At 66.4% G+C, this 22,710-nt stretch carries 19 protein-coding genes; 7 read left to right on the top strand and 12 right to left on the bottom strand.

From position 1 onward, the window contains the following. Positions 1 to 73: 73 nt before the first annotated feature. Positions 74 to 331, bottom strand: a complete 258-nt coding sequence (locus C5689_RS12895) for a hypothetical protein (RefSeq protein WP_280176411.1) — start codon at positions 329 to 331, stop codon at positions 74 to 76. A 320-nt stretch (positions 332 to 651) separates the two neighbouring features. Between C5689_RS12895 and dnaE the strand changes: the two genes are divergently transcribed. Together dnaE and C5689_RS12880 are read left to right on the top strand one after the other, a co-directional pair. Then, positions 652 to 4,050 carry a DNA polymerase III subunit alpha gene (gene dnaE, locus C5689_RS12885; protein WP_108917676.1) on the top strand — a complete coding sequence of 1,133 codons (3,399 nt, stop codon included), beginning with the start codon at positions 652 to 654 and terminating at the stop codon, positions 4,048 to 4,050. Then, positions 4,047 to 4,958 (top strand): MBL fold metallo-hydrolase, encoded by a 912-nt coding sequence (locus C5689_RS12880; RefSeq protein WP_108917675.1) that lies wholly within the window; start codon positions 4,047 to 4,049, stop codon positions 4,956 to 4,958. Before dnaE ends, C5689_RS12880 begins: the two co-directional genes overlap by 4 nt. 28 nt (positions 4,959 to 4,986) lie before the next feature. Here the strand turns inward: C5689_RS12880 and C5689_RS12875 are convergent, their stop codons facing one another. Further along, positions 4,987 to 5,799, bottom strand: a complete 813-nt coding sequence (locus C5689_RS12875; RefSeq protein WP_306432207.1) for a DUF1499 domain-containing protein — start codon at positions 5,797 to 5,799, stop codon at positions 4,987 to 4,989. 134 nt (positions 5,800 to 5,933) lie between these two features. Here C5689_RS12875 and C5689_RS12870 point away from each other — a divergent pair, with 134 nt between their 5' ends. Further along, positions 5,934 to 6,140, top strand: coding sequence for a hypothetical protein (locus C5689_RS12870; protein ID WP_108917674.1), 207 nt, complete (start codon positions 5,934 to 5,936; stop codon positions 6,138 to 6,140). A gap of 245 nt (positions 6,141 to 6,385) precedes the next feature. Here the strand turns inward: C5689_RS12870 and tuf are convergent, their stop codons facing one another. From tuf to C5689_RS12850, 4 genes are all read right to left on the bottom strand, one after another. After that, positions 6,386 to 7,576 (bottom strand): elongation factor Tu, encoded by a 1,191-nt coding sequence (gene tuf / locus C5689_RS12865; RefSeq protein ID WP_108917673.1) that lies wholly within the window; start codon positions 7,574 to 7,576, stop codon positions 6,386 to 6,388. A gap of 185 nt (positions 7,577 to 7,761) precedes the next feature. Beyond that, a complete protein-coding gene (locus C5689_RS12860; protein ID WP_108917672.1) occupies positions 7,762 to 10,095 on the bottom strand; it encodes a TonB-dependent receptor in 2,334 nt (777 codons plus the stop codon). Positions 10,096 to 10,323: 228 nt separating this feature from the next. Continuing rightward, the gene (locus C5689_RS12855) at positions 10,324 to 11,640 is read right to left on the bottom strand and encodes a dihydroorotase (protein WP_425293403.1); all 1,317 of its coding nucleotides are present in this window, start codon (positions 11,638 to 11,640) and stop codon (positions 10,324 to 10,326) included. A gap of 44 nt (positions 11,641 to 11,684) precedes the next feature. Then, entirely contained in the window at positions 11,685 to 12,194 is a 510-nt protein-coding gene (locus C5689_RS12850) for a hypothetical protein (RefSeq protein WP_244594688.1), read from the bottom strand. Positions 12,195 to 12,389: 195 nt separating this feature from the next. On the opposite strand from C5689_RS12850, the gene ftsE reads away from it, so the two are divergent. From ftsE to C5689_RS12830, 4 genes are all read left to right on the top strand, one after another. Beyond that, positions 12,390 to 13,052 (top strand): cell division ATP-binding protein FtsE, encoded by a 663-nt coding sequence (gene ftsE / locus C5689_RS12845; RefSeq protein WP_108917670.1) that lies wholly within the window; start codon positions 12,390 to 12,392, stop codon positions 13,050 to 13,052. Further along, positions 13,039 to 14,040 carry a cell division protein FtsX gene (locus C5689_RS12840; RefSeq protein ID WP_244594687.1) on the top strand — a complete coding sequence of 334 codons (1,002 nt, stop codon included), beginning with the start codon at positions 13,039 to 13,041 and terminating at the stop codon, positions 14,038 to 14,040. Before ftsE ends, C5689_RS12840 begins: the two co-directional genes overlap by 14 nt. A gap of 92 nt (positions 14,041 to 14,132) precedes the next feature. Further along, a complete protein-coding gene (locus tag C5689_RS12835; protein WP_244594686.1) occupies positions 14,133 to 14,825 on the top strand; it encodes a YdcF family protein in 693 nt (230 codons plus the stop codon). A gap of 128 nt (positions 14,826 to 14,953) precedes the next feature. Next, positions 14,954 to 15,730, top strand: a complete 777-nt coding sequence (locus tag C5689_RS12830; protein ID WP_108917668.1) for a lysophospholipid acyltransferase family protein — start codon at positions 14,954 to 14,956, stop codon at positions 15,728 to 15,730. An 11-nt stretch (positions 15,731 to 15,741) separates the two neighbouring features. Here C5689_RS12830 and thpR read toward each other — a convergent pair whose 3' ends face one another. The 6 genes from thpR to argS all read right to left on the bottom strand — a co-directional run bounded on the left by thpR (position 15,742) and on the right by argS (position 22,575). Beyond that, entirely contained in the window at positions 15,742 to 16,326 is a 585-nt protein-coding gene (gene thpR, locus C5689_RS12825; protein ID WP_108917667.1) for an RNA 2',3'-cyclic phosphodiesterase, read from the bottom strand. Positions 16,327 to 16,626: 300 nt separating this feature from the next. Then, positions 16,627 to 17,367, bottom strand: coding sequence for an SMC-Scp complex subunit ScpB (scpB, locus tag C5689_RS12820; protein ID WP_108917666.1), 741 nt, complete (start codon positions 17,365 to 17,367; stop codon positions 16,627 to 16,629). A gap of 38 nt (positions 17,368 to 17,405) precedes the next feature. Continuing rightward, positions 17,406 to 18,239, bottom strand: coding sequence for a segregation and condensation protein A (locus C5689_RS12815; RefSeq protein ID WP_108917665.1), 834 nt, complete (start codon positions 18,237 to 18,239; stop codon positions 17,406 to 17,408). A 59-nt stretch (positions 18,240 to 18,298) separates the two neighbouring features. After that, a complete protein-coding gene (gene nagZ / locus C5689_RS12810; protein WP_108917664.1) occupies positions 18,299 to 19,300 on the bottom strand; it encodes a beta-N-acetylhexosaminidase in 1,002 nt (333 codons plus the stop codon). A 16-nt stretch (positions 19,301 to 19,316) separates the two neighbouring features. Then, positions 19,317 to 20,705, bottom strand: a complete 1,389-nt coding sequence (locus C5689_RS12805; RefSeq protein ID WP_108917663.1) for an SPOR domain-containing protein — start codon at positions 20,703 to 20,705, stop codon at positions 19,317 to 19,319. A gap of 91 nt (positions 20,706 to 20,796) precedes the next feature. Further along, on the bottom strand, positions 20,797 to 22,575 hold the full coding sequence (gene argS / locus C5689_RS12800; RefSeq protein ID WP_108917662.1) for an arginine--tRNA ligase: 1,779 nt from the start codon (positions 22,573 to 22,575) through the stop codon (positions 20,797 to 20,799). Between the last annotated feature and the right edge of the window lie 135 nt (positions 22,576 to 22,710).

The raw sequence follows: 22,710 nt of genomic DNA, 5'->3' as shown, positions 1-22,710 counted from the left end.
CCCTCCGATCAGCCCATTGATCTTGCCGCTTGATCGGATATTCTCGATTGCCTCGGAGCTGCGTCAGCCAATTTCAACACGATCCGCGACGGCACCCTTCGTGACCGCGCAGAACGCCGGTCGAAAATTGCCAATCGACAGAGAGCTTGTGCACATTCGCGGTGGTGATCTGCTTCAACGCCGAATGACGACGATTGGCGTAATCTCCCGTCGGCGACACCCATTGCCTCGCGTCCTTCTGCAGCTCGAGCAGCGTATCCGCAAAGGCGCCGCTCGCCGCGAGCGCGAACGCGCCGACGGTCATCGACAGTCGGAATTTTCTCATCTGCATTTATTCCCTCCGCAGCCCGACATTTTTTAAGCTCACGTTTTCTTCGCGACAGGCGGCGACGGCCCGGGAAACCGCGCGCCGTCTGTCGCGAGCTCATGCAGCGGCCGCGACGCCGCTCGCAACGGAGGTTCCACGAATGCGCGCGCCTTCGCCAGATCGCGAAACGGCGACGCGTCTTTGATCGTCGCAGTTTTGCGACAGTTGCGACGACGATCGTGCATCGCCGCCTCACGACGCGCGCGCCAGCGACGCGTGCGCCCCTTGCCCCTGCTCGGGAAATGCAGGACAATACGTGAACAAAATGCGCGCCCGAGCCTGCGATGCCCCGCTACGCCGAATTCGCGACGACGACGAACTTCTCCTTCCTGCGCGGCGCCTCGCATCCCGAGGAGATGGTCGCGCGAGCGATGGCGCTCGGCCATGTCGGCATAGGCGTGGCCGATCGCAATTCGCTCGCCGGCGTCGTGCGCGCTCATTCCTATCTGCGCGAGCACGCGGCCGAAGCGCCCGGCTTTCGTCTCGCCATAGGCGCGCGGCTCGTCTTCGCCGACGAGACGCCGGATATTCTCTGCTATCCGAAGGACCGCGCCGCTTACGGGCGTCTCTGCCGGCTGCTGACGCGTGGCAATATGCGCGCGCAGAAGGGCGATTGCCGCCTTTTCCTCGACGATCTCTTAGAATTCGCCGAAGATCAGCAGCTCATCCTCATGGAGGGCGCGGCCCTTCCCCCTGCCCTGCTCGCTGCGGCCGACGAGCGGATGTGGCTGGCGGCGACCGCGCTCTATGGCGTCGACATGCGCGCCGCCCTCGCCCGCCGCATCGCGCTCTCGCGCGAGACCGGCCTGCCGCTCATCGCGGTGAATGAGCCGAACATGCATGTCCCCGAGCGACGCCCGCTCGCCGACGTTCTCGCTTGCGTGCGCGAGAAGACGACGCTCGACAACGCCGGCTATCTGCTCTCCGCCAACGCCGAGCGCTCGCTGAAGAGCGGAGCGGAAATGGCGCGACTATTCACGCAGGCGCCGCAGGCGATCGAGGAGACGGCGCGCTTTCTGGAAGGCCTATCCTTCCGTCTCGACGCACTGGCGCATAATTATCCGAGTGAGCTGCGCGAGGGATTTTCCAGCGAGCAGGAGGCGCTCGAATTCTACGCGCGAGACGGCGCGCGGACGCGTTATCCAGGCGGCGTTCCCGATCAGGTCGAGGCGCTGCTACGCCATGAGCTGCGGCTGATCGCAGAGCTCGGCTACGCCGCTTACTTTCTCACCGTGCACGACATTGTCCGCTTCGCGCATTCGAAGGACATACTCGCGCAGGGACGCGGCTCGGCCGCTAATTCCGTCGTCTGCTACTGTCTCGGCGTCACCGAAGTCGATCCGACGAAGCATGATCTCCTCTTCGAGCGCTTCGTCTCCGCCGCGCGCAACGAGCCGCCAGATATCGACGTCGATTTCGAGCATGAGCGGCGCGAGGAGGTGATGCAATATATCTACGCGCGCTATGGCCGCGAGCGCGCCGGGCTCACCGCGACCGTCGTCTCCTATCGCTCGCGCTCGGCCATTCGCGAGGTCGGCAAAGCTTTCGGCCTTTCGGCCGATGTCGTTTCGCGACTCTCGAACAATGTCTGGAGCGGCTCGGGCGTGCGAGAAGAGGCGCAAGGAGAGGCGTCACCACCTCCCCCTAGAGGGGGGAGGTCGAGCGCCGAAGGCGATCGGGAGGGGGTGACGTCCCGAGTCTCGGGGATGACCCCACCCCGGACCGCTTCGCCGGCCGACCCTCCCCCTAAAAGGGAGGGTGAGCGCGAGCCGCGCCTCGCCAAGGCGCTGGAATTGACGCGCGAGCTGACCGGCTTTCCGCGCCATCTCTCGCAGCATACGGGCGGCTTCGTCATCACGCGCGATCGGCTCGACGAGATCGTCCCGCTCGCGCCCGCCGCCATGGAAGGCCGCACGACGATCGAATGGGACAAGGACGATCTCGACGCTCTGCGCATATTGAAGATCGACGTGCTGGCGCTCGGAATGCTCACCTGCCTGCGCAAGGGCCTCGCTCTGCTGGCCGAGCGCTATGGCGTCGTGCATCGCCTCGCGTCGATCCCCGCGGAGGAGGAGAGTGTCTATGACATGATCTCGCGCGCCGACACGATCGGCGTGTTCCAGATCGAGAGCCGCGCGCAAATGTCCATGCTGCCGCGGCTGCAGCCACGCGAATTCTACGATCTCGTCATAGAGGTGGCGATCGTGCGCCCCGGCCCCATTCAGGGCGATATGGTGCATCCTTATCTGCGCCGTCGCATCGGCAAGGAGGAGGTCTCCTTTCCCTCGGCGGAGCTCGAGGAGGTGCTGCGCAAGACGCTCGGCGTGCCTTTGTTCCAGGAGCAGGCGATGCGCATCGCCATTGTCGCCGGCGGCTTCACGCCGGATGAGGCGGACCGGCTGCGCCGCGCCATGGCGACCTTCAAGCGCGTCGGCACGATCGGAACCTTCCGCGCCAAAATGCTCGCCGGCATGGAGGCGCGCGGCTATAGCCGCGAATTCGCCGAGCGCTGCTGGGGGCAGATCGAAGGCTTCGGCTCCTATGGCTTCCCGGAGAGTCATGCGGCCTCGTTCGCCCTGCTCGTCTATGCCTCCGCCTGGCTCAAATGCCGCTACCCGGACGTATTCTGCTGCGCCTTGCTGAACGCGCAACCCATGGGCTTCTACGCCCCGGCGCAGATCGTGCGCGATGCGCAGGAGCATGGCGTCGGCGTGCATGAAGTGGATGTGAATTTCTCCGATTGGGATTGCGCGCTGGAGGCGCGCGCGCAGGCGACGCCGCTGCATTCGCGCCATGTCTCCATGGCCGGCGATATTCGCGCGACGCATGATGTGCGGCTCGGCTTTCGCCAGATCGTCGGCCTGCGGGAAGAGGATATGAAGCGGCTCGTGGCGAAGCGCGGCGCCGGCTATGATTCCGTGCGCGATCTGTGGCTGCGCGGCGGGCTCGAGCCGGTGACGCTGGAGCGCTTGGCGGAAGCCGGCGCCTTCGCCTCGCTCGGCCTGCCGCGCCGCGACGCGCTCTGGGCCGTGCAGGCGCTCAATCGCGCCGGCGACAAGGACGATCTGCCGCTGCTGCGCGCGCTCTCCTTCGCGCCGCAGGAGGAGGACGCGAACCTTCCGCCCATGCCGCTCGGGGCGGAGGTGGTGGAGGATTATCGCTTTCTGTCATTATCGCTGAAGGCGCATCCGATGGCGTTTCTGCGGGGACGGCTCGAGGCGAAGGGAATCATGCCCTGTAGCGCGCTCGGCGGCGGCCCCCTCCCCATCCCTCCCCCGCGAGCGGGAGAGGGAGCAGGCGCCGCGCTTCATCGAGATTTCGCACAACGCAGGCCGCCCCCCTCTTCCACGCAGAGAGTGAGGGAGGGCGCCCGCGTGAGCGTCGCCGGCCTCGTGCTGGTGCGGCAGCGGCCGGGCTCGGCGAGCGGCGTCATCTTCATGACGATCGAGGACGAAACGGGAATCGCCAATATCGTCGTCTGGCCGAAACTGTTCGAGCGCCAGCGTCCCGAGGTCATAGGCGCGCGGCTTGTCGCGGTCACAGGGCGCGTGCAGAACGAATCCGGCGTGGTCCATGTGATCGCGCAGAAGGTCGAGGATCTGAGCGCCGATCTGCGCCTGCTCGAGCAATCGCGCGGCGCCAAGGCGCGCGAAGCAATTCCGAAGGGACGCAATTTTCAATGACCCCAGATGATTTCCTCACCACCTTCGACTCTCCGCCGGGCGCGCTGCAACGCGTTTCACGGCTGACGCGCCGCATCGTCGCGCCCAATCCCGGCGCCTTCACCTATACGGGCACTTGCAGCTACATCCTCGGCGAAGGCGAGGTGGCCATCATCGACCCCGGCCCGGCGGACGCTTCGCACATAGAGGCGTTGCTCGCCGCCATAGCGGGCGAAACGCTGCGCTATCTGCTCGTCACCCATACGCATCGCGACCACTCGCCGGCGGCGCGCATTCTGGCGGAGAGGACGGGCGCGACCATCGCCGGCTGCGCGCCCTATGCGCCGCCGCCCGATCTTTCGGTCACAGGCCCAGGCCTCGACGCCTCGCATGACAAAAGCTATGCGCCCGACCATCTCCTCGCCGATGGCGATCGGCTGAGCTTCGGCAGCCTCGCCATAGAGGCCGTCGCGACGCCGGGCCATACGACGAACCATCTCTGCTTCGCGCTGGCCGAGGAGGCGACGCTCTTCACCGGCGATCATGTGATGGGCTGGGCGACCACGGTCATCGCGCCGCCGGACGGCTCGATGAGCGAATATTTCGCCTCGCTGGAAAAGCTGCGCCGGCGCGACGATCGTCTCTATTGGCCGGCTCATGGCGGCCCGGTGAAGGAGCCGCAACGCTATTTGCGCGCCTTGCGCCAGCATCGCCAACAGCGCGAGGCGGCCATTCTCGAGCGGCTGGAGGCCGGCGACGAGACGATCGCCGTCATGGTCGCACGCATTTACGAGGGTTTCGACGCGCGGCTCCAAAAGGCGGCGGCGTTCTCCGTCTTCGCGCATCTCGAGGATATGATCGAACGCGGCCTCGCCCGCTGCGAGGGGCCGGCGACATTGGAGGCGCGATATTTCAAGAGCGGTGAATAGCGGCGTCCCGGTTCAATTCGCTACTCGCTCATTTCTCATTCAGCCCCGCCTGCAATTCCTCCGCGAATTGCCGGATGCGCTTCGCATTGGCGCCGAAGTCGTGGCGTCCGTAGCGGGAGGCGGAGCGCACGTCTATGCGGGTCTGGCCGGCGAGCGGACGTAGCCGCACGGCTATGTCGTCGGCGAAACCCATGACGAGGTCTCGATCGAGAAAATCGAGATGGCCGACGCCCGAGCGCCCGCCCGGCGGACGCTGGTCGATGACCCGCCAGCCGCGGCTCTGGGCCGTCTCCAAAACCAGCTGATAGGCCTCGTCCGGCTCGAGATCGACGACGATCGGCTCTATGTCCGGATAGCCGTCCCTCTGCCGCTCGGCCTGATCGGCGTCGAAACCGGCGGGCGTGAAGCCGGCGCGCGCCGCCACCGCCGCCCGGGACGCGGAAAAACGCGGCGGATCGGCGGTGTCGGTCGACACATCAGACAGCACCGGCAGGCGCACGGCCTGAACGGCGAGATAGGCCGGATAGGAGAGCGTCAAAGCGGCGAGAAAGGCGCCGCCCAGCGCCGCGCCCAATCCGCGCCGGCCCTCCTGCCAGATGACGACGCAGGCGGCGAAAAACAGCAGCAGAGCGATGAGCGCCACGACGATCGCGCCGCCGAGCACGGCGAGCGACGCCTGCGGCTCCACCGCATTGGAGCGCGCGAGAATCACGGCGATCGCCGCCACCGGCAGAGCGAAAACCGCGAGGCGTCGACACCAGACCGCGGCGTTGGAGACTGGCTCTTCTGGAATATGGCGCAGCATGGCGGCCATCATAGCATCGATCGCGGCGGCGCTCACCCATTGCGCGATCGGGAAAAAGGCGCGGCGGCCTCCGCGATTTTACGAATAGTTTACCGGGGTAAGGGAGACTTTAAATCAAATGCGTGAAATTTCTCGAGCGTCCCGCCCCCGTCAGTAGAAGAGTCACCGCCATGTCGAATCTCGTCGCCTCCGATTTCAGCGAAACGCAATCCGCCGACCGCCCGCATGATCTGCTCGCCCGCCTCTATCGCGAAATCGGCATTTCCGCCGTCGCCGCCGCGCTCGAGGTGATGCTGCATTCGAGCCAGGACGAGACCGAGGCCGCCGAGGATGCGCGCCTCCCGGCGATCCTCCTCGAGGAGCAGCTCGCGGCCTGACCCCAGAACGAACCGAGCCGAATGAACGCGGACCGCGAGCCCTCCGGCTCGCGGTCCTGTCATTTTACGTCCTCGGGTTCGGCTCACGATGAAGCATGGCGAGTGCGACGTGTCGCGCTCGCCCAGACGAATGCCCATATTCGATGATCGAGGCGACGACGCCGGCGCCGGGCGCAAGTGCGATGTTTCGCACTTGCGCAAACGCAAACGAATGTGCGGCCGTCGCGACGGCGCACTCGTTCCAATCACTCGATGATCGAGGCGACGACGCCGGCGCCGACGGTGCGGCCGCCTTCGCGGATGGCGAAGCGCAGCTTCTCCTCCATGGCGATCGGAACGATGAGGTTCACCTCCATCGCCACATTATCGCCCGGCATCACCATCTCCACGCCCTCGGGCAGCGTCACAATGCCGGTCACATCCGTCGTGCGGAAGTAGAACTGCGGACGATAGTTGGTGAAGAACGGCGTATGACGGCCGCCTTCTTCCTTCGTCAGAATATAGGCTTCCGCCTTGAACTTGGTGTGCGGCTTCACCGAGCCCGGCTTCGACAGAACCTGGCCGCGCTCCACGTCCTCGCGCTTGGTGCCGCGCAGCAGCGCGCCGATATTGTCGCCCGCCTCGCCCTGATCGAGCAGCTTGCGGAACATTTCGACGCCGGTCACGGTCGTCTTCACCGTCGGGCGAATGCCGACGATCTCGACTTCCTCGCCGACCTTGACAATGCCGCGCTCGACGCGGCCCGTCACCACCGTGCCGCGGCCCGAGATCGAGAACACGTCCTCGACCGGCATCAGGAAGGGCTGATCCTTCGGACGCTCCGGCTGCGGGATATATTCGTCGACCGTCTGCATCAGCTTCAGGATCGCGTCATGGCCGATCTCGGGCGTCTTGTTCTCGAGCGCCGCCAGGGCCGAACCCTTGGTGATCGGAATGTCGTCGCCGGGGAACTCGTATTTCGACAAAAGCTCGCGGACCTCGAGCTCGACGAGCTCGAGCAGCTCGGGATCGTCGACCATGTCGACCTTGTTCAGGAACACGACGAGCGCCGGCACGCCGACCTGGCGGGCGAGCAGGATGTGCTCGCGGGTCTGCGGCATCGGGCCGTCGGCGGCGGAGACGACGAGGATGGCGCCGTCCATCTGCGCGGCGCCGGTTATCATGTTCTTCACATAATCGGCGTGGCCGGGGCAGTCGACGTGGGCGTAGTGGCGATTGGTCGTCTCATACTCGACATGCGCCGTCGAGATGGTGATGCCGCGCGCGCGCTCTTCCGGGGCCTTGTCGATCTGGTCATAGGCCGTGAAGGTCGCGCCGCCCGACTCGGCCAGAACCTTGGTGATCGCCGCCGTCAGCGACGTCTTGCCATGGTCCACGTGACCGATCGTGCCGATGTTGCAATGCGGCTTCGTGCGTGAGAATTTTTCCTTGGCCATGCGTTCTCGTTCCCGGTTGCGGCGCGCCTCGCGTCCCGCGCGCGCGAGCCTTTAAGGCGGTTGCCGCCTTTCTTCAAGTGCGTTCGTGATTCGGGCGGGTCGCCAATGAACATAGGGGAGGCGCCGCTGATCGCCGCCTCCCCCTCCGATAAAGAATATCGCCTCGCTAGATCATAGCCTTAGGCTCAAAATCTGACCTTGACGCCGCCATAGGCCGCGAGCGGCGCGCCGGGGCCGACAGTGCGCGGATTGCTGAAGCCCGCCAACGCGCCGCTTTCGAAATATGTGCCGAAAGTATAGTAGCGCCGATCGAACAAATTCTGCACGAGGGCATAGACCTCGACATTATCCATGATCTTGTAGGAGGTCTTCAGATTGACGATGCCCCAGGACGGCAGCGTCTTGTCGAGATTTGCCTCGTCGCCCGCCAGATGCACGCCGCTCGTGAAGACATAATCGAGACCGAATTTCCACTCCGGCGTGATATTGTAATCGAAACCCAGCTTGACGCGATGGCGCGGAATTCCCGGCAGCACATTGCCCGGACGCACATGAATCTGGCCATTTTCATCGGCGTAGGGATTGTCGCCGGAGTTCAACGTCATCGAATTGCGGAAGGTGGCGTCGATGAGCGCGTAATCGGCGTAGAGGGCCAGGAAATCATTGCGCCATGTGGCGCCGGCTTCCACGCCCTGCCGGCGCGTCTGCCCGACATTGGCGTAATAGCCGCGGCCCTGGATCACGTCGGAAGGCAGCGCGAGAATGTCGTCCGTGCTCTCGGTGCGGAAGAGTCCCGCGTGATAGTCGAGACGGCCATTGTCGGGGCCGATGGGGTGATAGCCGCGAAAGCCGACTTCCCAGGTGCGCGCCACCACCTGCTTCAGCGGCGGATCGGAGACGAGGAAACCATCGATCATGCAGGGATGCAGGCGATCCGAGCAGCCGTTCTCCAGCGCCGTCGGTGCGCGATTGGCTTCCGAGTAATTGCCGTAGACGGTGAATTCGGGCAGGAAATTATAGGTGAGGCCCGCGACCGGATTGACCCGCTGATAGACCGCGTTGCTATTCAGCGAGACGCCGCGATGGTCGAAGAGCGCGATATCGGCGCTGTTGAAGCGCAGGCCGGCGGTGACGGTGAGCTTGTCGGTCACATCCAGCGTGTCGAGCGCATAGACGCCCCAATAGAAATTGCGGCCGCCGACGCTCACCGGCTGGAAGCCGCCCTCGGGAACGGCGTTCTGATAGACGAGCCCGGTCGATGCGACGGAGAGATCGGGCTGCAGCACGCCGAGCTCGGAATAGCCGCGGAAGTCGACATGCTGGCGATCATGCGAGCCGCCGACGACGAGCTTGTTCTTGAAGCCGAAGATCGCCTCGTCATAAGTCCCCTGCAGCGCGAAACCGAAAGAGCGCGAATCGGTCTTCGTCTTGTCCACGCTCGCGGGCACGCCGCCGGCGAGGACCGAGGCGGGAATGAGATTGCCGGAGACGTCCCGCAAGCGTCGCTGGGCGTTGGTCGGCACATTGACCAGGAACGGATCATTGTCCTGACAGATGAAGGCTCGCGAACTGCAGGTCTCGACATCGGCGAGATTGCCGTCGACATGCTCCTGCCGGAACTGCCGGAAATAGGCGTTGCCGTTGAACTTCAGATGGTTCGTCGCCTCATAGGCGCCTTTGAAATTCACGAAGGCGAGGTCGTTATTGGTTGTCTGCGGCGTCGTGAAGACGGAGCCGTAGCCGCCATTGTTCAAAAGGTCGACGGGCGTCGCCGCCGCGTTGCCGAGCCGCGTGCCTGCGCCGGTGAAGTTCAAATGAAACTCGGTCTTGTCGCCCTTATAGCCGAGATCGGCGAAGCCGCGCAGCACAGAGGAGCCCGAGCGCTGACGCCAGCCGCCGTCGCCAATGCCCTCGAAGGCGAAATAAGCGGCCCAATTGTCGATCTGCTTGCCATATTGCAGCGTGCCGACGCGGCGCCCATAGGAGCCGCCGCGGCCGTCGGCCTCGAAACCCTGCCAGGTGAAGCCGTTCTTCATCTCGAGCGTCAGCGCGCCGCCGATCGCATTGAGGCCGAACAGCGGATTGCCGCTGACGATGTCGCCATTGGCGATGGCGACGGTGGGGATCAGATCCCAATTGACGGCGTCGCCGAAGGCCTCGTTGATGCGCACGCCGTCCTGATAGATGGCGAGGCCCTGCGGCGTGCCGGACACCGGCGAGGCCGAGAAGCCGCGATAGGTCACATCCGGCTGGAAGGGATTGCCGGCCACCTCGTTGATGTTGATCGAGGCGTTGCGCCGCGCCAGCGTCTCGGTGAGGGTGAGCGCGTGATCGCGGTCCAGATCCTTGCGCGAGATGGTGATCGGATTGGTGGAAATCTTCGACTTTTCGATCCCCGCGCCCGCCTCCGGCGATGTCGCGACAATGTCGATGTCGGGCAGGGTCTCCTGAGCGTGCGCCTGCAACGCAGGCGCCGCGGCGACCATCAGCGCGACGAGGGAAATTCGGGAACCAAGCATCGTTTCTCTTCCACTTCCGGCCCGGCCGCTCGGGCGATTGTCTCGTCGAAGGCGGCGCGTCGCGGGTGGACGAACGCAGAATCAGAGCCAACGCCCCGCCTTCGGTTCGTGGAAGTTACGGGGAGTTAACCTACGTACCTATTTCAAAGATTCACATTCGAATTGCCTGTTTTTCCCGTTTTTGTCCGAAACCCGGCCGTAAATCGCCATATTCGCCAAAGCCGAGCTCTAGTCGCTGCGCCTCTCGAAGACAGATTGTCCCGCGACGAAGGTGGATTTCACCCGGCCTTGCAGCCGCGCCGTATCGAAGGGCGTGTTCTTGCAGCGGGAATGCAATTCGGCCGGATCGACCACGAAGGGCTCATCGGGATCGAAACGGATGAGATCGGCCGGCGCGCCTTTGGCGAGGCGACCCTGCTCGAGGCGCAGAATTTCGGCCGGCCGCGTCGACATGGCCCGCAGCAGCGTCGGCAGCGGAACATCGCCCGAATGGACGAGCCGCAGTCCCGCCGCCAGCATGGTCTCGAGGCCGACGGCGCCGGCCTCGGCCTCGGCGAAGGGCATACGCTTCATTTCCACGTCCTGCGGATCGTGATCGGAGACGATCACGTCGATGAGCCCGTTCGCCACCGCCTCGACCAGAAGGCGTCGCTCGTCCTCATGGCGCAGCGGCGGCCGCAGCTTCAGGAAGGTGCGATAGTCGCCGATGTCGTTCTCGTTGAGAGTCAGATGATTGATGGTTGTCCCGCAAGTGACCGACAGGCCGCGGGCCTTGGCCTCCTCCAGCGCCGCCAGCGACAGGCCGTTGGCGACGATGGAGGCGTGGTAGCGCGCACCCGTCAGCTGGACGAGACGCAGATCGCGATCGACGATGATCGCCTCCGCCTCTCGGGGGACGCCGGCGAGGCCGAGGCGCATCGCCAATTCGCCCTCGTTCATCACGCCCTCGCCGACGAGATCGCGATCCTCCGGAAAATGGATGACCAGCGCGTCGAAATCGCGCGCGTAGGTCAGCGCGCGGCGCATCGTCTGAGCGTTGCGCAGCGAGCGCTTGCCGTCGCAAAAGGCGATCGCTCCAGCCTCGCGCAGCAGGCCGAATTCGGAAATTTCCCTACCTTCGCGCCCCTTGGTGAGCGCCGCCAGCGGCAGCACGCGCACCCGGCCGGTGTCGCGCGCCCGGCGCAGCACGAAATCGACGACCGCCGGATCGTCCACGGGCGGCGAGGTGCCGGGCGCAGCGACGATGGTGGTGACGCCGCCCGCCGCGGCCGCCGCAGTCGCGGTGGCGATGGTCTCGCGATGCTCGGCCCCTGGCTCGCCGACAAAGGCCTGCATGTCGACGAGGCCGGGCGCGAGCACATCGCCCGCGCAGTCGACAATGCGCGCGCCTTGCGGGGCAGCCTGCGCGATCAGAGCGGGGCCGAGATCGGCGATCCGGCCGTCGAGGACGAGAAGCCCCCCGCGCGTCTCCACGCCGGAGGCGGGATCGACGAGGCGGGCGTTGACGAAGAGGAGAGGCGCGTGCGGCGGCATGGATGGCGGCATGGAGCCTACTTAGGCCATTTCGCGCGCCAAGGGAATTTCGTCGTCTATCGCACCGATTTTTCCGTCTCGTCGAGGCCGGCGAAACGCACCAGCACATCGGCGCCGTCGGCGGGCGGCGAGGCGAGACGGGCGCGAAATTGGACGCTCTCGCCCGGCGAGAGCCGCATCTTGGGCGCGGCGGCGGTCCAGGCGTAGCGCTCGCGGCCGTCGGCTCCGCGCACGGCCAGCGCCATGGGCGGCACGCGATTGGCGGAGCGCCGCAGATTGACGATCTCGCCCTCGACGGTCAGCACTTTGCGTTGGCCTTCGGTGACGATCTTGGAAGTGACGCCGCGCAGATCGAGCCCGATCGCATCGACCTTCAGTCCCATGGCCGAATAGAGCGCCGTCGCGACGGGGAGGACGCGCACGATCCTTTCGCGCATTCCGATGAGCGCCATGGCGCCGAAGACGATGGCGATGATCGCCGCGATCACCGGCAGCAGACTCTCGCGCCGCTTATCGACGAAATCGCTCTCGCGCGGGGGCTCACGCCATAGCTGGGCCTCGTCCATTTTCTGGGGAAAAGACGAGTCGACCTGGGACCGAGGCTTGACGAGGTCGTTACGCATAGCCGCTCTCCGAGCCCGCTGGCGGCCGTCTTCGGAATCGGCCGCCGGATCATCGTCGATTAACCGCCGATATGGTTAATAGGCGGTGAACTGCTAATCTTCGGAAGGCGCGATTCTCGCGCCGATGGATGCACGCCTTTGCTGAGCTTCGAGAACGTCGGCCTGCGCTATGGAAGCGGCAGCGAGATATTGAGCGATCTCGCTTTTTCCATAACGCCGCGGTCGTTCCAATTCCTCACCGGACCCTCCGGCGCCGGCAAGACGACGCTGCTCAAGCTCGTCTTGATGTCGCTGAAGCCGACGCGCGGGCGAATCAGCCTCTTCGGCAAGGATACGCAGACGCTGGACAAGGATTCGGTCACCGACATCCGCCGTCGGATCGGCGTCGTCTTCCAGGATTTCCGCCTGCTCGAACATCTCAATCTATATGAGAATGTCGCTCTGCCTTTGCGGGTCATCGGCCGCGAGGAGACGAGCTATCGCGCCGAAGTGCTGGAGCTCTTGCGCTGGGTGGGGCTCGACGAGCGAATCGCCAGCCGGCCGAGCGTACTCTCGGGCGGCGAGAAGCAGCGCGCCGCCATCGCCCGCGCGCTGATCGTGCGTCCCGAGCTGCTGCTCGCCGACGAGCCGACCGGCAATCTCGACCCCACTCTGGCTCGCCGGCTGCTGCGGCTGTTCGTGGAATTGCACAAGAGCGGGACCTCCGTGGTCATCGCCACCCATGATCTGGCGTTGATGGAGCAATATGAGAGCGCGCGCCGGCTGGTGCTCGCGGACGGGCGGCTGCATGTCTTCGAATGACGCGAAATCCCGCGCCGCGCTGCGCCGCCTGTCGCCGGCCGCGAGCCCGGCTCCGAGCGACGCCACGCTGGAGGAGACGCTCGGCCGCGAGACGCCGCTGGTGCCGACCTCCTCCATCGCCGGCCGCTCGCTCGTCATCGTCATCGCCATCATGACCTTTCTCGCCTCGCTCTCGGCCGGAGCGGCGCTGATGGTCGCCGACGCCAGCGTCGATTGGCGGCGCGAGGTGGCGCGCGAGGCCAGCGTCCAGATCCGTTCCGCGCCCGACCGCGACATAGAAGCCGATGTGAACCGGGCGACCTCGGTCCTCGTCGCCGCCGAGGGCGTGCGCGACGTGCGCGTCTACACCAAGGCGGAATCGGAGGCGCTGCTCGCGCCCTGGCTCGGCCAGGGCCTCGATTTCGCCGAGCTTCCCGCCCCGCGCATGATCGTCGTCAAGCTGGACGAGAACCGCCGCGCCGATCTCGACGCGCTGCGCCGCGAGCTCGCTCAGGCGATCCCGACCGCGGCGCTGGACGATCACCGGCTCTGGGTGGAGCGGCTCGGCCAGATGGCGCGCACCGTGGTGGCGGTGGCGGCGCTGGTCTTCGTGCTGATCGTCGTCGCCATGGGCCTCGCCGTCGCCTTCGCCACGCGGGCGGCCATGGTCGGCAATCGCGAGATCATCGAAGTGCTGCATCTCGTCGGCGCGGCGGACAAATACATCGCCCAGCAGTTCCAGCGCCGTTTTCTAGCGCTGGGGCTGCGCGGCGGCTTTATCGGCGGCGCCTCCGCTATGGCCTTTTTCCTGTTCTCCGGCTATCTGGCGAGCCGCTGGACGGCGACGCCGGACGGCGACCAGCTCGAGGCAATGTTCGGCAGCTTCTCGCTGGGGCCGCTCGGCTTCACCGTCGTCGGCTGCATTTCCGCAGCGGCGGGTCTGCTCACCGGCTTCATGTCGCAGGAGATCGTCTTCCGGCAGTTGCGACGGTTGGACGGAGCCGAATAACCCCCTCCGCATAATTGCTTCTCGGCCCTGGACGGCCTCGAGCGCCGCTTCCATCTTGTCGGGGAGCCGACGACCAGGGAGCCGACGACGAGGTGAATCGCTTGCGAGCGCGAGGACGAGACGCGGGAACGGCGCGGACCCCAGCGCTCGGTCGCTGGGGCATAGCGGCGCTCGCCCTCGTCTCGTTCCTCGCCGCGGCCTTCGTCGCCGGCTTCATCGGTTTCGCCCTCTCGCTCGAGCGGAGCGAATCGACTCTGACCGTGCAGGCCGACGGCGTCGTCGTGCTGACCGGCGGCTCCGATCGCGTCTATGAGGCCGGCGGGCTGCTGGCGCGCGGCCAGGCGCGGCGTCTGCTGATCACCGGCGTCAATCGCGCGACGCGCGGCCATGAGATCGCCAAGCTCCTGCCCGTCTCACGCGAGCTCTTCGACTGCTGCGTCGATCTCGGCTATCGGGCCCGCGACACGATCGGCAACGCCCTGGAGACGCGCGATTGGGCGCAGGCGCGCGGATTGGACCGCGGGTCGCTGATCGTCGTCACCTCCAATTACCACATGCCGCGCGCTCTGGCCGAGCTCTCGGCGGCGCTGCCCGAAGCCTCGCTCTATCCCTTCGCCGTGGTCAGCGATCATGTGCGCGTCGAGGACTGGCTCGACGACATCGCCGTGACGCGGCTCATCGCGGCCGAATATTGCAAATATCTCTATGTGGCGCTGCGCAACCGGTTGCTGGAGCGAAGCCCGGCGGCGCCGATCGGAAGCGCCGCCGTCGCGGAGCCGCGCTGACGCCGCCGAGCCTTTTGGAAAAACCCGATTTTATCGAAAATGCGGCTCCGGCGCTGCCGAACGGCGAGAAATGCGCTAGGAAGGCGTCCCCGCCCCGGCCCCATGCGAAACCATCAGGCGACAAGGCTATGCTCTTCCTGCGCTCGCTGCTGTTCCACGTCGCTTTCTTCGCCAACCTCATAGCGCTGCAGATCGTCTGGCTGCCGGCGCTGCTGATGAAGCGGCAGGCCTCCATGACGCTCGGCCGCGTCTGGGGGCGCAGCTCGCTCTTCCTGCTCGACAAGATCGTCGGGCTGAAATTCGAGTTTCGCGGGCTCGAGAATATTCCGCAAGGCCCGGTCATCGTCGCCTGCAAGCATCAGTCGACCTGGGAGACCTTCGTCCTGCCGCTGCATTCGCCGGACTTCTCCTATATTCTCAAGCGCGAGCTGGTGCTGATCCCGTTTTTCGGCTGGTATCTGATGGGCGCGGAGCAGATCGGCATCGATCGCGCCAAGGGCGGCAAGCTGTTGCCGCAGCTGATCGAGAAGACCAAGGCGCTGTTCGCCCAGGGCCGGCAATTGTTCATTTTCCCCGAAGGAACGCGGAGGCCGGCCGGCGCGCCGCCCATCTATAAATTCGGCGTCGCCCTGCTCTATCGCGAGACCAGCGCGGCCTGCCTGCCGGTGGCGCTGAATTCCGGCCTGTTCTGGCCGCGCCAGGCCTTCATCCTGCGGCCGGGGACCGCGGTCATCGAATATCTGCCGCCGATCCCGCCGGGATTGGAGCCACGGGATTTCTTCGAGCGGATGCAGGACAGGATCGAGAGCGCCTCCGACCGCCTCATCGCGGAGGCGGTCGCGCGCGATCCCTCGCTCGCCGCGGTGGTGGAGCGCGGACGCCGAACCGCCGAAACGGCGGCCTGAGCGCGAAGAGCCTATCTTCCGTAGGCGCGCAATTCGCTCGCGCCGGCGGGAAACGCCCGGCGATCCTGCAGCGGAAAGGCGGCCTCGACGAGATAGGGGCCGCCGCCGACCGAATCGCGCGAGGAGAACAGCACGAAACGCGCCGCCTCGAAGCGCAAAGGCGGAAAATAGCCGCGCGTCCCCAGATAGGTGGCGACCGAGGCGCAGGACGCTCCGCGCAGCCGGGCGAGCGTCACATGCGGCGCGAATTTGCGCGGCTCGGGCGGAACGCCGATGCGCCGCAGCAGCCGCTCCTGCTCTGCCTGCAGCTCGGCCAGCGCCCGATCGGCGCGCGCCTTCACCACCACCGCGCGCGGCTTGTCGCCGCCGAAACTCGACAATTCCTCGAGCGTGACCGTGATCGGGGAGCGGCGGATGGCGGCCAGCGTCATGGCCGCGTCATGGGCGAGCGCGTCGTCCACATCGCCGATGAAGCGCAGCGTGATGTGGTAGTTCTCGGCGTCGATCCAGCGGGCTCCCGGCAGGCCTCCACGCAATGCGGCGAGACTGCCGGCGACGAGAGGGGGGATTTCGAGGGCGGTGAACAGTCTGGGCATCGGAGGTCCTCCATCCTGGCCTCGCAAGGCGCGCGGGAGCGGGTACAGGCCGAAGTCGCTGTCTGTTCGCTGGGCCCCGTCTCGGCCGTATCGCGGCGGAAACGAAGGGCCTCGTGTCGGCGCCTCCTCGCAGATCGGCGCGCCGCGGCGGGCGCGCGCAAAGGATGGTGAGCGCACTATAGCCCGAATGCGACAGCTGTAACGACGATCGCGCGCGGGCCGACGGATTTTTTGACGATGGCGGCGCGACCTCGGCGCCGGGCCGCGCGGGGACCGTCCCCTCCCTCCCCGGCCGGCGCCCTACTCCTCGATCGGCTCCGGCTCCTCCGGCGCGTCCGGCTCCTGCAGAAAATCCATCTCGAGCGCCGCCTCCGCGTCGCCCTCCAGCGGATCCTCGTCCTCCTTGAGCGCGGCGTCGTCGGTCGGCTGCGGCACGTCGAAGCCCTTGGGCAGGCGGCCGTCGAAAAGGCCCGCGCCCTTCAGCTCGTCGAGGCCGGGAAGATCGCCGATCTGCTCGAGGCCGAACTGCATGAGGAAACTATCGGTCGTGCCATAGGTGAGCGGCCGGCCGGGGGCGCGGCGACGGCCGCGCAGACGCACCCAGCCGGTTTCCAGCAGCACGTCCAGCGTGCCCTTGGCCACGGCGACGCCTCTTATGTCCTCGATCTCGGCGCGCGTGACCGGCTGATGATAGGCGACGATGGCGAGCGTCTCGAGCGCTGCGCGGGAGAGCTTTTTCTGCTCCACCTGCTGGCGCGCCAGCACCCAGCCGAGATCGGCGGCGGTGCGGAAGAACCATTTGTGGCCGGCCCTCGTCAGCGTGACGCCACGGTCGGCGTAATCCTGCTTCAGCCGCGCCAGCACCGCCTCGACATTGGTTCCGTCGGGAAGACGGCGGGCGATCTCGCTCTGCTCCAGGGGCTCGCCGGCCGCGAACAGAAGCGCCTCGGCGATGCGGGCGGCCTCGCGCAGCGCCGCCTCCTCACCTTCGAGGGCCGCATCGTCTTCGAACAATTCGACGGGTCGCAAGGCTCGCGCCAAATTTCTCTCCCTCGCCTTTGGATCATGAGCCCTATGGCTCACGGCTCCGAGGCTTCGCTCAATGAGCCCGAAGGCTCGCGGTCCAGTTCCGTCTCCCGCCGCCGCAGCCAGATCGGCGCGAAGGCGCGGTCCTGGCGAATGTCGAACCGCCCTTCCCGCACCATTTCCAGAGAAGCGGAAAAAGACGAGGCGCGGACGGTGCGCGCGGTTTGAATATCCACACAATATTCCAACAGATAATCGTCGAGCGCTGTCCATTGGGCGGCGATTCCGGCGAGCCGCTCCAAAGTCTCGCGCGCCTCCGCCAGCGACCAGACATTGCGCTGGCGCAGCGTGACCTTGGAGATCGCCTGCTTCTGCCTTTGGCGGGCGTAGGCCGACAGAAGATCATAGAGGCTGGCCGTGAAGGTCGACGCCGTCTTGGTCTCTATCCCTTCCGGCCCGCCGCGCAGGAACATGTCGCGGCCGAGCCGCGCGCGCTCCTGAAGCTTGTCCGACGCCGCGCGGATCGCCTCCAGCCGGCGCAGCCGATCTGCGAGCGCCGCCGCCAGCTCTGCCGCCGAGGGCTCCTCGCCCGTCTTGGGCTGCTCCGGCAGCAGCAGGCGCGATTTCAGATAGGCGAGCCAGGCGGCCATCACCAGATAATCGGCGGCGAGCTCCAGCCGGACGCGCCGCGCCTCCTCGACGAAGGCCAGATATTGCTCGGCCAGCGCCAAGATGGAAATGCGCGCGAGATCGACCTTCTGGCGGCGGGCGAGCTCCAGCAGCAGGTCGAGCGGACCTTCGAAACCGTCGACATCGACGAGGAAGGCGGGCTCCGCCTCCGCGCGCTCATGTTCTCCGGCGATGTCGAAAGCCAAATCCTGCGCCATCTCGCCTCACGGCGTCGTCTCACGCCTCCGCCAATCGGGAAGGCGAGAGATTGGCCCGATCAGACGCCGGCCGCAAGAGCCGCGTCGAGCTGGCGGGCGCCGTCCACAGGATCGAATTCCTTCGGCGCTTTCGCCTTGGCCGCGCGCGCCCGCTCCAGCGCCCGGCCGACGAGATCGCCCGCCCCTTCCGCCACGGCGCGGGCCTCGGCCAGATCGCCGTTGCAATGCAGGACCACATCGCAGCCGGCGGCGATCGCGCCCTCGGCGCGCGCGCGAAAGCCGCCCGAGAGCGCCTTCATCGAGAGATCGTCGGTCATCAGCAGGCCGTCGAAGCCGATGAGGCCGCGAATGATCTCTTCGATCACGGCTTTGGAGAGCGTGCCCGGAAGCTCGGGATCGATGGCCCGATAGACGACATGGGCGGTCATGCCGAGCGGCAGATCGGCGTCGGCGCGGAAGGGAATGAAATCCTGCGCCTCCAGCTCGGCGCGGGAGGCCTCGACGACGGGCAGCTCGAGATGGCTGTCCGCCCGCGCCCGTCCATGGCCGGGGATATGCTTGATGACCGGCAGCACGCCGCCGTCGAGCAGCCCCTCCGCGGCCGCGCGGCCGAGCCGCGCGATCTCGGCGGGAGAGCGGCTATAGGCGCGGTCGCCGATGATATTGTGGGAGCCGTCCACCGGCGTGTCGAGAACCGGCAGGCAATCGACGTCGATCCCGACCTCGCGCAGGTCATGAGCGATCAGCCGCGCGCCGAGCCGGACGAGAGCGGCGGTCTCCTCGGCGGGAAGCCCCAGCCTCTCGAAGGCCGCCGCGGAGGGGTAGGCGCGCCAGACCGGTGGGCCAAGACGCTGGACGCGCCCGCCTTCCTGATCGACGAGAATGGGGGCGTCCGTTCCCAGCGCCGCGCGGATCTCCGCGGTGAGGGCGGAAAGCTGCTCGCGCGAGGCGACATTGCGCTTGAACAGGATCGCGCCCCAGGGCCGCGCCTCGCGCAGAAAGGATTTTTCCTCCTGCGAGAGGGCGAGGCCGGCGCAGCCGCAGATGAAAGCGCGCGTCACGGAGCCGCTGTCTCCATCAATTGGCGGCGACGAAGCAAGAGCCGCCGGAGGCCTTCACCTTCTCGCAGACGCCGACCGCGGCCTCGCGGCTCATGCCGGCGGCACGAACGCGATAGACGCTCTTCTCGCCGACCTTGGCGAGGCGGAAACCGAGCCGCTTGCCGCCGAGCTGGGCGCTGAATTTGGAGTTCACCGTCTGGATCAGCCGGCGCGCTTCATCCTCCGAGCCGGCGGCGCCGAATTGCACGGCGAAGCCGCCATTGCCGCCAGTCGCCGCCTCCGTCTGCGCCGGCTCGATGGCGGCGGTCTGCTCGGGCGGGGCGGCGGGCTTGGGACGCGGCGGCTGCGCGACCTTCGGCGTCGTCGCCGGCTTGGCCGGGCTCTTGGGCGTCGCGGTCGGCGGCTCGATCGGCGCCTCGACGGCGCTCGGCCGGGCGGCGAGAGACGGCGGCCGCGCCGGCGGCGCGACATTGGTCGCCGGACGCGCAATGGCCGGCGTCGGCGCGTCATTGTCGATCACAGTGCCATCGGGCCGCACCGAGACAGTCTTCACCCGTCGCGGCTCGGCGCCATAGGGATTATTGGGCCCGCCGACGGGAGCCGGCTCATGCGGCGCATCGACCGGCCCTTCGCCGCCGAGCTTGACGACGCGCACCGCCGCCGCCGGATCGACGGGCTGCTCCTGCTTGGAGACGACCTTCTTGACCGGGGCGTTCTGATTGCGATCGAGCACGGCGGCGCCGCGGTGGGGCGCAGCGGCTTCCGCCACGGAGGAAGGCTGCACCTTGGCCGGCCCCTCCGGCGCTTTGATGGTGGCGAGCTCTTTCGGCGCGACGACGCCGCCGCGATGGCCCAAGGCCAGTCCGACGCTCAGCGCGCCGACGCCGGCGAGCGCGACGACCGCGTGCCAGGGACGCAGCCGATCGCGCAGCGCGCCGAAAAAGCCGCGACGCGCGGGCGGCTCGTCATAGGGCTCGTCCTCGACGCCATAGTCGAGATAATCCTGCGGCTCGTGATGCTCCCATTGCGTCTCGCCGGGCGCGTGCGCCGCGTAATAATCGTTCGATTGCGGCTGCGATTGCGACATAGGCGGCGGTGCGACAGACGGCGACGGCGACAGCGCGCCGCGCAGCTCGGCGGCGTCGAAAATATCCCTGTCTCTCTGGCCGATGGTCGGCTCCCGCCGCTGCCGATCGGCGAAGACTTTGCCGTAAGGGTCCGCCGCGGCGGCCGCCTCGTCGCCGTGCAGCAACCGCGCCAGCTCGGCGAGCGGATCGCTCTTCCCCTCGCCTTTGCCGGGCGGATTCGCCTGGCCCGGCTGATTTCCCTGCGGCTCGCCGCCACGCAGGCGCCGCTCGAACTCGCTGATGTCGATGGAAGGCCCTCGGGCCGTCGCCTCGCGCATGATGCACCTTCCTGCTCACTACCCGACGGACGCGACGTCGCCACTCCCGGATGCGAGCGCGCGCCGCGCTCTAGCAAAGCGCCGGCCGCGATCACCGCATCTCGTCGGGGGCGCTCACGCCTAGGAGTCTCGAACCCGACGCCAGGACGCAAGTCAAAGAAACGACCAACGCCATCCGCGCATAGGTCGAATTTCTATCATCTGCATTAACAAAGCGTAATTGTGGCCGATCTTTGCCTTTGTTCCAATGCGAATGAAAGACGCTGGCGAGATCGTAGAGATAGAAGGCGATTCTGTGCGGCTCATGCGCCGTGGCGGCCGATTCGATCAACCTCGGATATTGCGCAATGGCTTTGGCGAGCGCGATCTCGCCTTCGTCCTGCAACAGATCCAGCGGCGCGGCCGCGAGCGCCTTGGGCGTCAGATCGAGATCGGGAAAAGCGCCGAGCGCCTGACGCAGCGCCGATTTCGCCCGCGCATGAGCGTATTGCACATAGAAGACGGCGTTGTCCTTCGACTGCTCTATGACCTTGGCGAGATCGAATTCGAGCGGCGCGTCATTCTTGCGATAGAGCATCATGAAACGCACGGCGTCGACGCCCACTTCGTCCACCACCTCGCGCAGCGTGACGAAATCGCCGGCGCGCTTCGACATTTTCACCGGCTCGCCATTGCGCATCAATTTCACGAGCTGGCAGAGCTTCACATCGAGCGTGACCTTATTGTCGGACAGAGCGGCGACGGCGGCGGTCATGCGCTTCACATAGCCGCCATGATCCGCGCCCCACACATCGACGAGCGCGGTGAAGCCACGGTCGATCTTGGATTTGTGATAGGCGATATCGGCCGCGAAATAGGTGTTGGAGCCGTCGGATTTCTTCAAAGGACGATCGACGTCATCGCCGAAATCCGTGGAGCGGAACAAGGTCTGCTCGCGATCCTCCCAATCATCCGGCAATTGGCCCTTGGGCGGCGGCAGGCGGCCGTCATAGACGAGGCCGCGCGCGCGCAGCTCGTTTATTTCCTTGTCGATCTCCGACAGCCCATTGATCTTCTCATGCAGCGTGCGCTCGGAGAAGAAGACCTCATGAGTGATGTCGAGCGCGGCGAGATCGTCGCGGATCATCGCCATCATCGCGTCGATCGCCGCGCGTTTGACCGGCTCCAGCCATTCGCTCTCGCTCTTGTCCAAAAGCTCGCGGCCATATTGTTTCGCCAGAGCTTCGCCGGCGGCCTTCAGATAGTCGCCCGGATAGAGCCCCTCTGGAATTGTGATCGTCTCGCCGAGCGCCTCGCGATAGCGCAGGAAGGCCGAGCGGGCGAGAACATCGACCTGCGCGCCAGCGTCATTGATGTAATATTCGCGCGTGACCTCCGCGCCCGCGAAGGCCAGGAGATTGGCCAGCGCATCGCCGAACACAGCGCCGCGGCCGTGGCCGACATGCATCGGCCCGGTCGGATTGGCCGAGACATATTCGACATTGATCTTGCCCGTGAGCGCCCCCCTGCCCTGCGGCCTTCCATAGGCTTCGCAGTCGTTCAGCACGGCGCGCAGCACATCGGCGTAGAGGCTCGGCTTCAGGCGGATATTGATAAAGCCCGGCCCGGCGACCTCGGCCTCGGCCACATTGGGCAGCTCGGCGAGCGCCGCCGCGATCTCCACCGCGAGCTGGCGCGGATTGGCGAAATTGGCCTTGGCCTCCTTGGCGAAGACCATGGCGGCGTTGGTGGCGAGATCGCCATGGGCGGCGTCCTTGGGCGGCTCCACGACGAAACGCGCATAATCCAGCGTCTCCGGCAGGCGGCCGGAGGCCTTGATCGAATCGAGAATGGCGGCGATGGCGACGTGGAAGTCGGAGAAGATGTTCATCGAATGTCCGGGCCGGGGGCGATTGCGGCCGGGGGTTTAGCAGACAGAGGCGGAGAAAGCACGCCATTCGAAGTCGGCCAGCGATCGAGCTGCGTCGCCTGGCTAGCTTTCATCCACAGATCAACGACGTAAGCC

The organism is Methylosinus sporium (assembly GCF_003113265.1).
Taxonomy (GTDB): Bacteria; Pseudomonadota; Alphaproteobacteria; order Rhizobiales; family Beijerinckiaceae; genus Methylosinus; species Methylosinus sporium.
Note: the sequence above shows the minus strand (reverse complement) of the source record. Positions and strands in the feature narration are given on the sequence as shown.

What these genes read in the sequence shown, in the direction of transcription:
- tuf (WP_108917673.1), bottom strand. Translation starts at nt 7,576, where the DNA reads ATGGCCAAGGAAAAATTCTCACGCACGAAGCCGCATTGCAACATCGGC.
- C5689_RS12860 (WP_108917672.1), bottom strand. Translation starts at nt 10,095, where the DNA reads ATGCTTGGTTCCCGAATTTCCCTCGTCGCGCTGATGGTCGCCGCGGCG.
- argS (WP_108917662.1), bottom strand. Translation starts at nt 22,575, where the DNA reads ATGAACATCTTCTCCGACTTCCACGTCGCCATCGCCGCCATTCTCGAT.
- C5689_RS12805 (WP_108917663.1), bottom strand. Translation starts at nt 20,705, where the DNA reads ATGCGCGAGGCGACGGCCCGAGGGCCTTCCATCGACATCAGCGAGTTC.
- C5689_RS12815 (WP_108917665.1), bottom strand. Translation starts at nt 18,239, where the DNA reads ATGGCGCAGGATTTGGCTTTCGACATCGCCGGAGAACATGAGCGCGCG.
- C5689_RS12830 (WP_108917668.1), top strand. Translation starts at nt 14,954, where the DNA reads ATGCTCTTCCTGCGCTCGCTGCTGTTCCACGTCGCTTTCTTCGCCAAC.
- thpR (WP_108917667.1), bottom strand. Translation starts at nt 16,326, where the DNA reads ATGCCCAGACTGTTCACCGCCCTCGAAATCCCCCCTCTCGTCGCCGGC.
- C5689_RS12855 (WP_425293403.1), bottom strand. Translation starts at nt 11,640, where the DNA reads ATGCCGCCATCCATGCCGCCGCACGCGCCTCTCCTCTTCGTCAACGCC.
- C5689_RS12895 (WP_280176411.1), bottom strand. Translation starts at nt 331, where the DNA reads ATGCAGATGAGAAAATTCCGACTGTCGATGACCGTCGGCGCGTTCGCG.
- dnaE (WP_108917676.1), top strand. Translation starts at nt 652, where the DNA reads ATGCCCCGCTACGCCGAATTCGCGACGACGACGAACTTCTCCTTCCTG.
- C5689_RS12880 (WP_108917675.1), top strand. Translation starts at nt 4,047, where the DNA reads ATGACCCCAGATGATTTCCTCACCACCTTCGACTCTCCGCCGGGCGCG.
- C5689_RS12840 (WP_244594687.1), top strand. Translation starts at nt 13,039, where the DNA reads ATGTCTTCGAATGACGCGAAATCCCGCGCCGCGCTGCGCCGCCTGTCG.
- C5689_RS12850 (WP_244594688.1), bottom strand. Translation starts at nt 12,194, where the DNA reads ATGGACGAGGCCCAGCTATGGCGTGAGCCCCCGCGCGAGAGCGATTTC.
- C5689_RS12870 (WP_108917674.1), top strand. Translation starts at nt 5,934, where the DNA reads ATGTCGAATCTCGTCGCCTCCGATTTCAGCGAAACGCAATCCGCCGAC.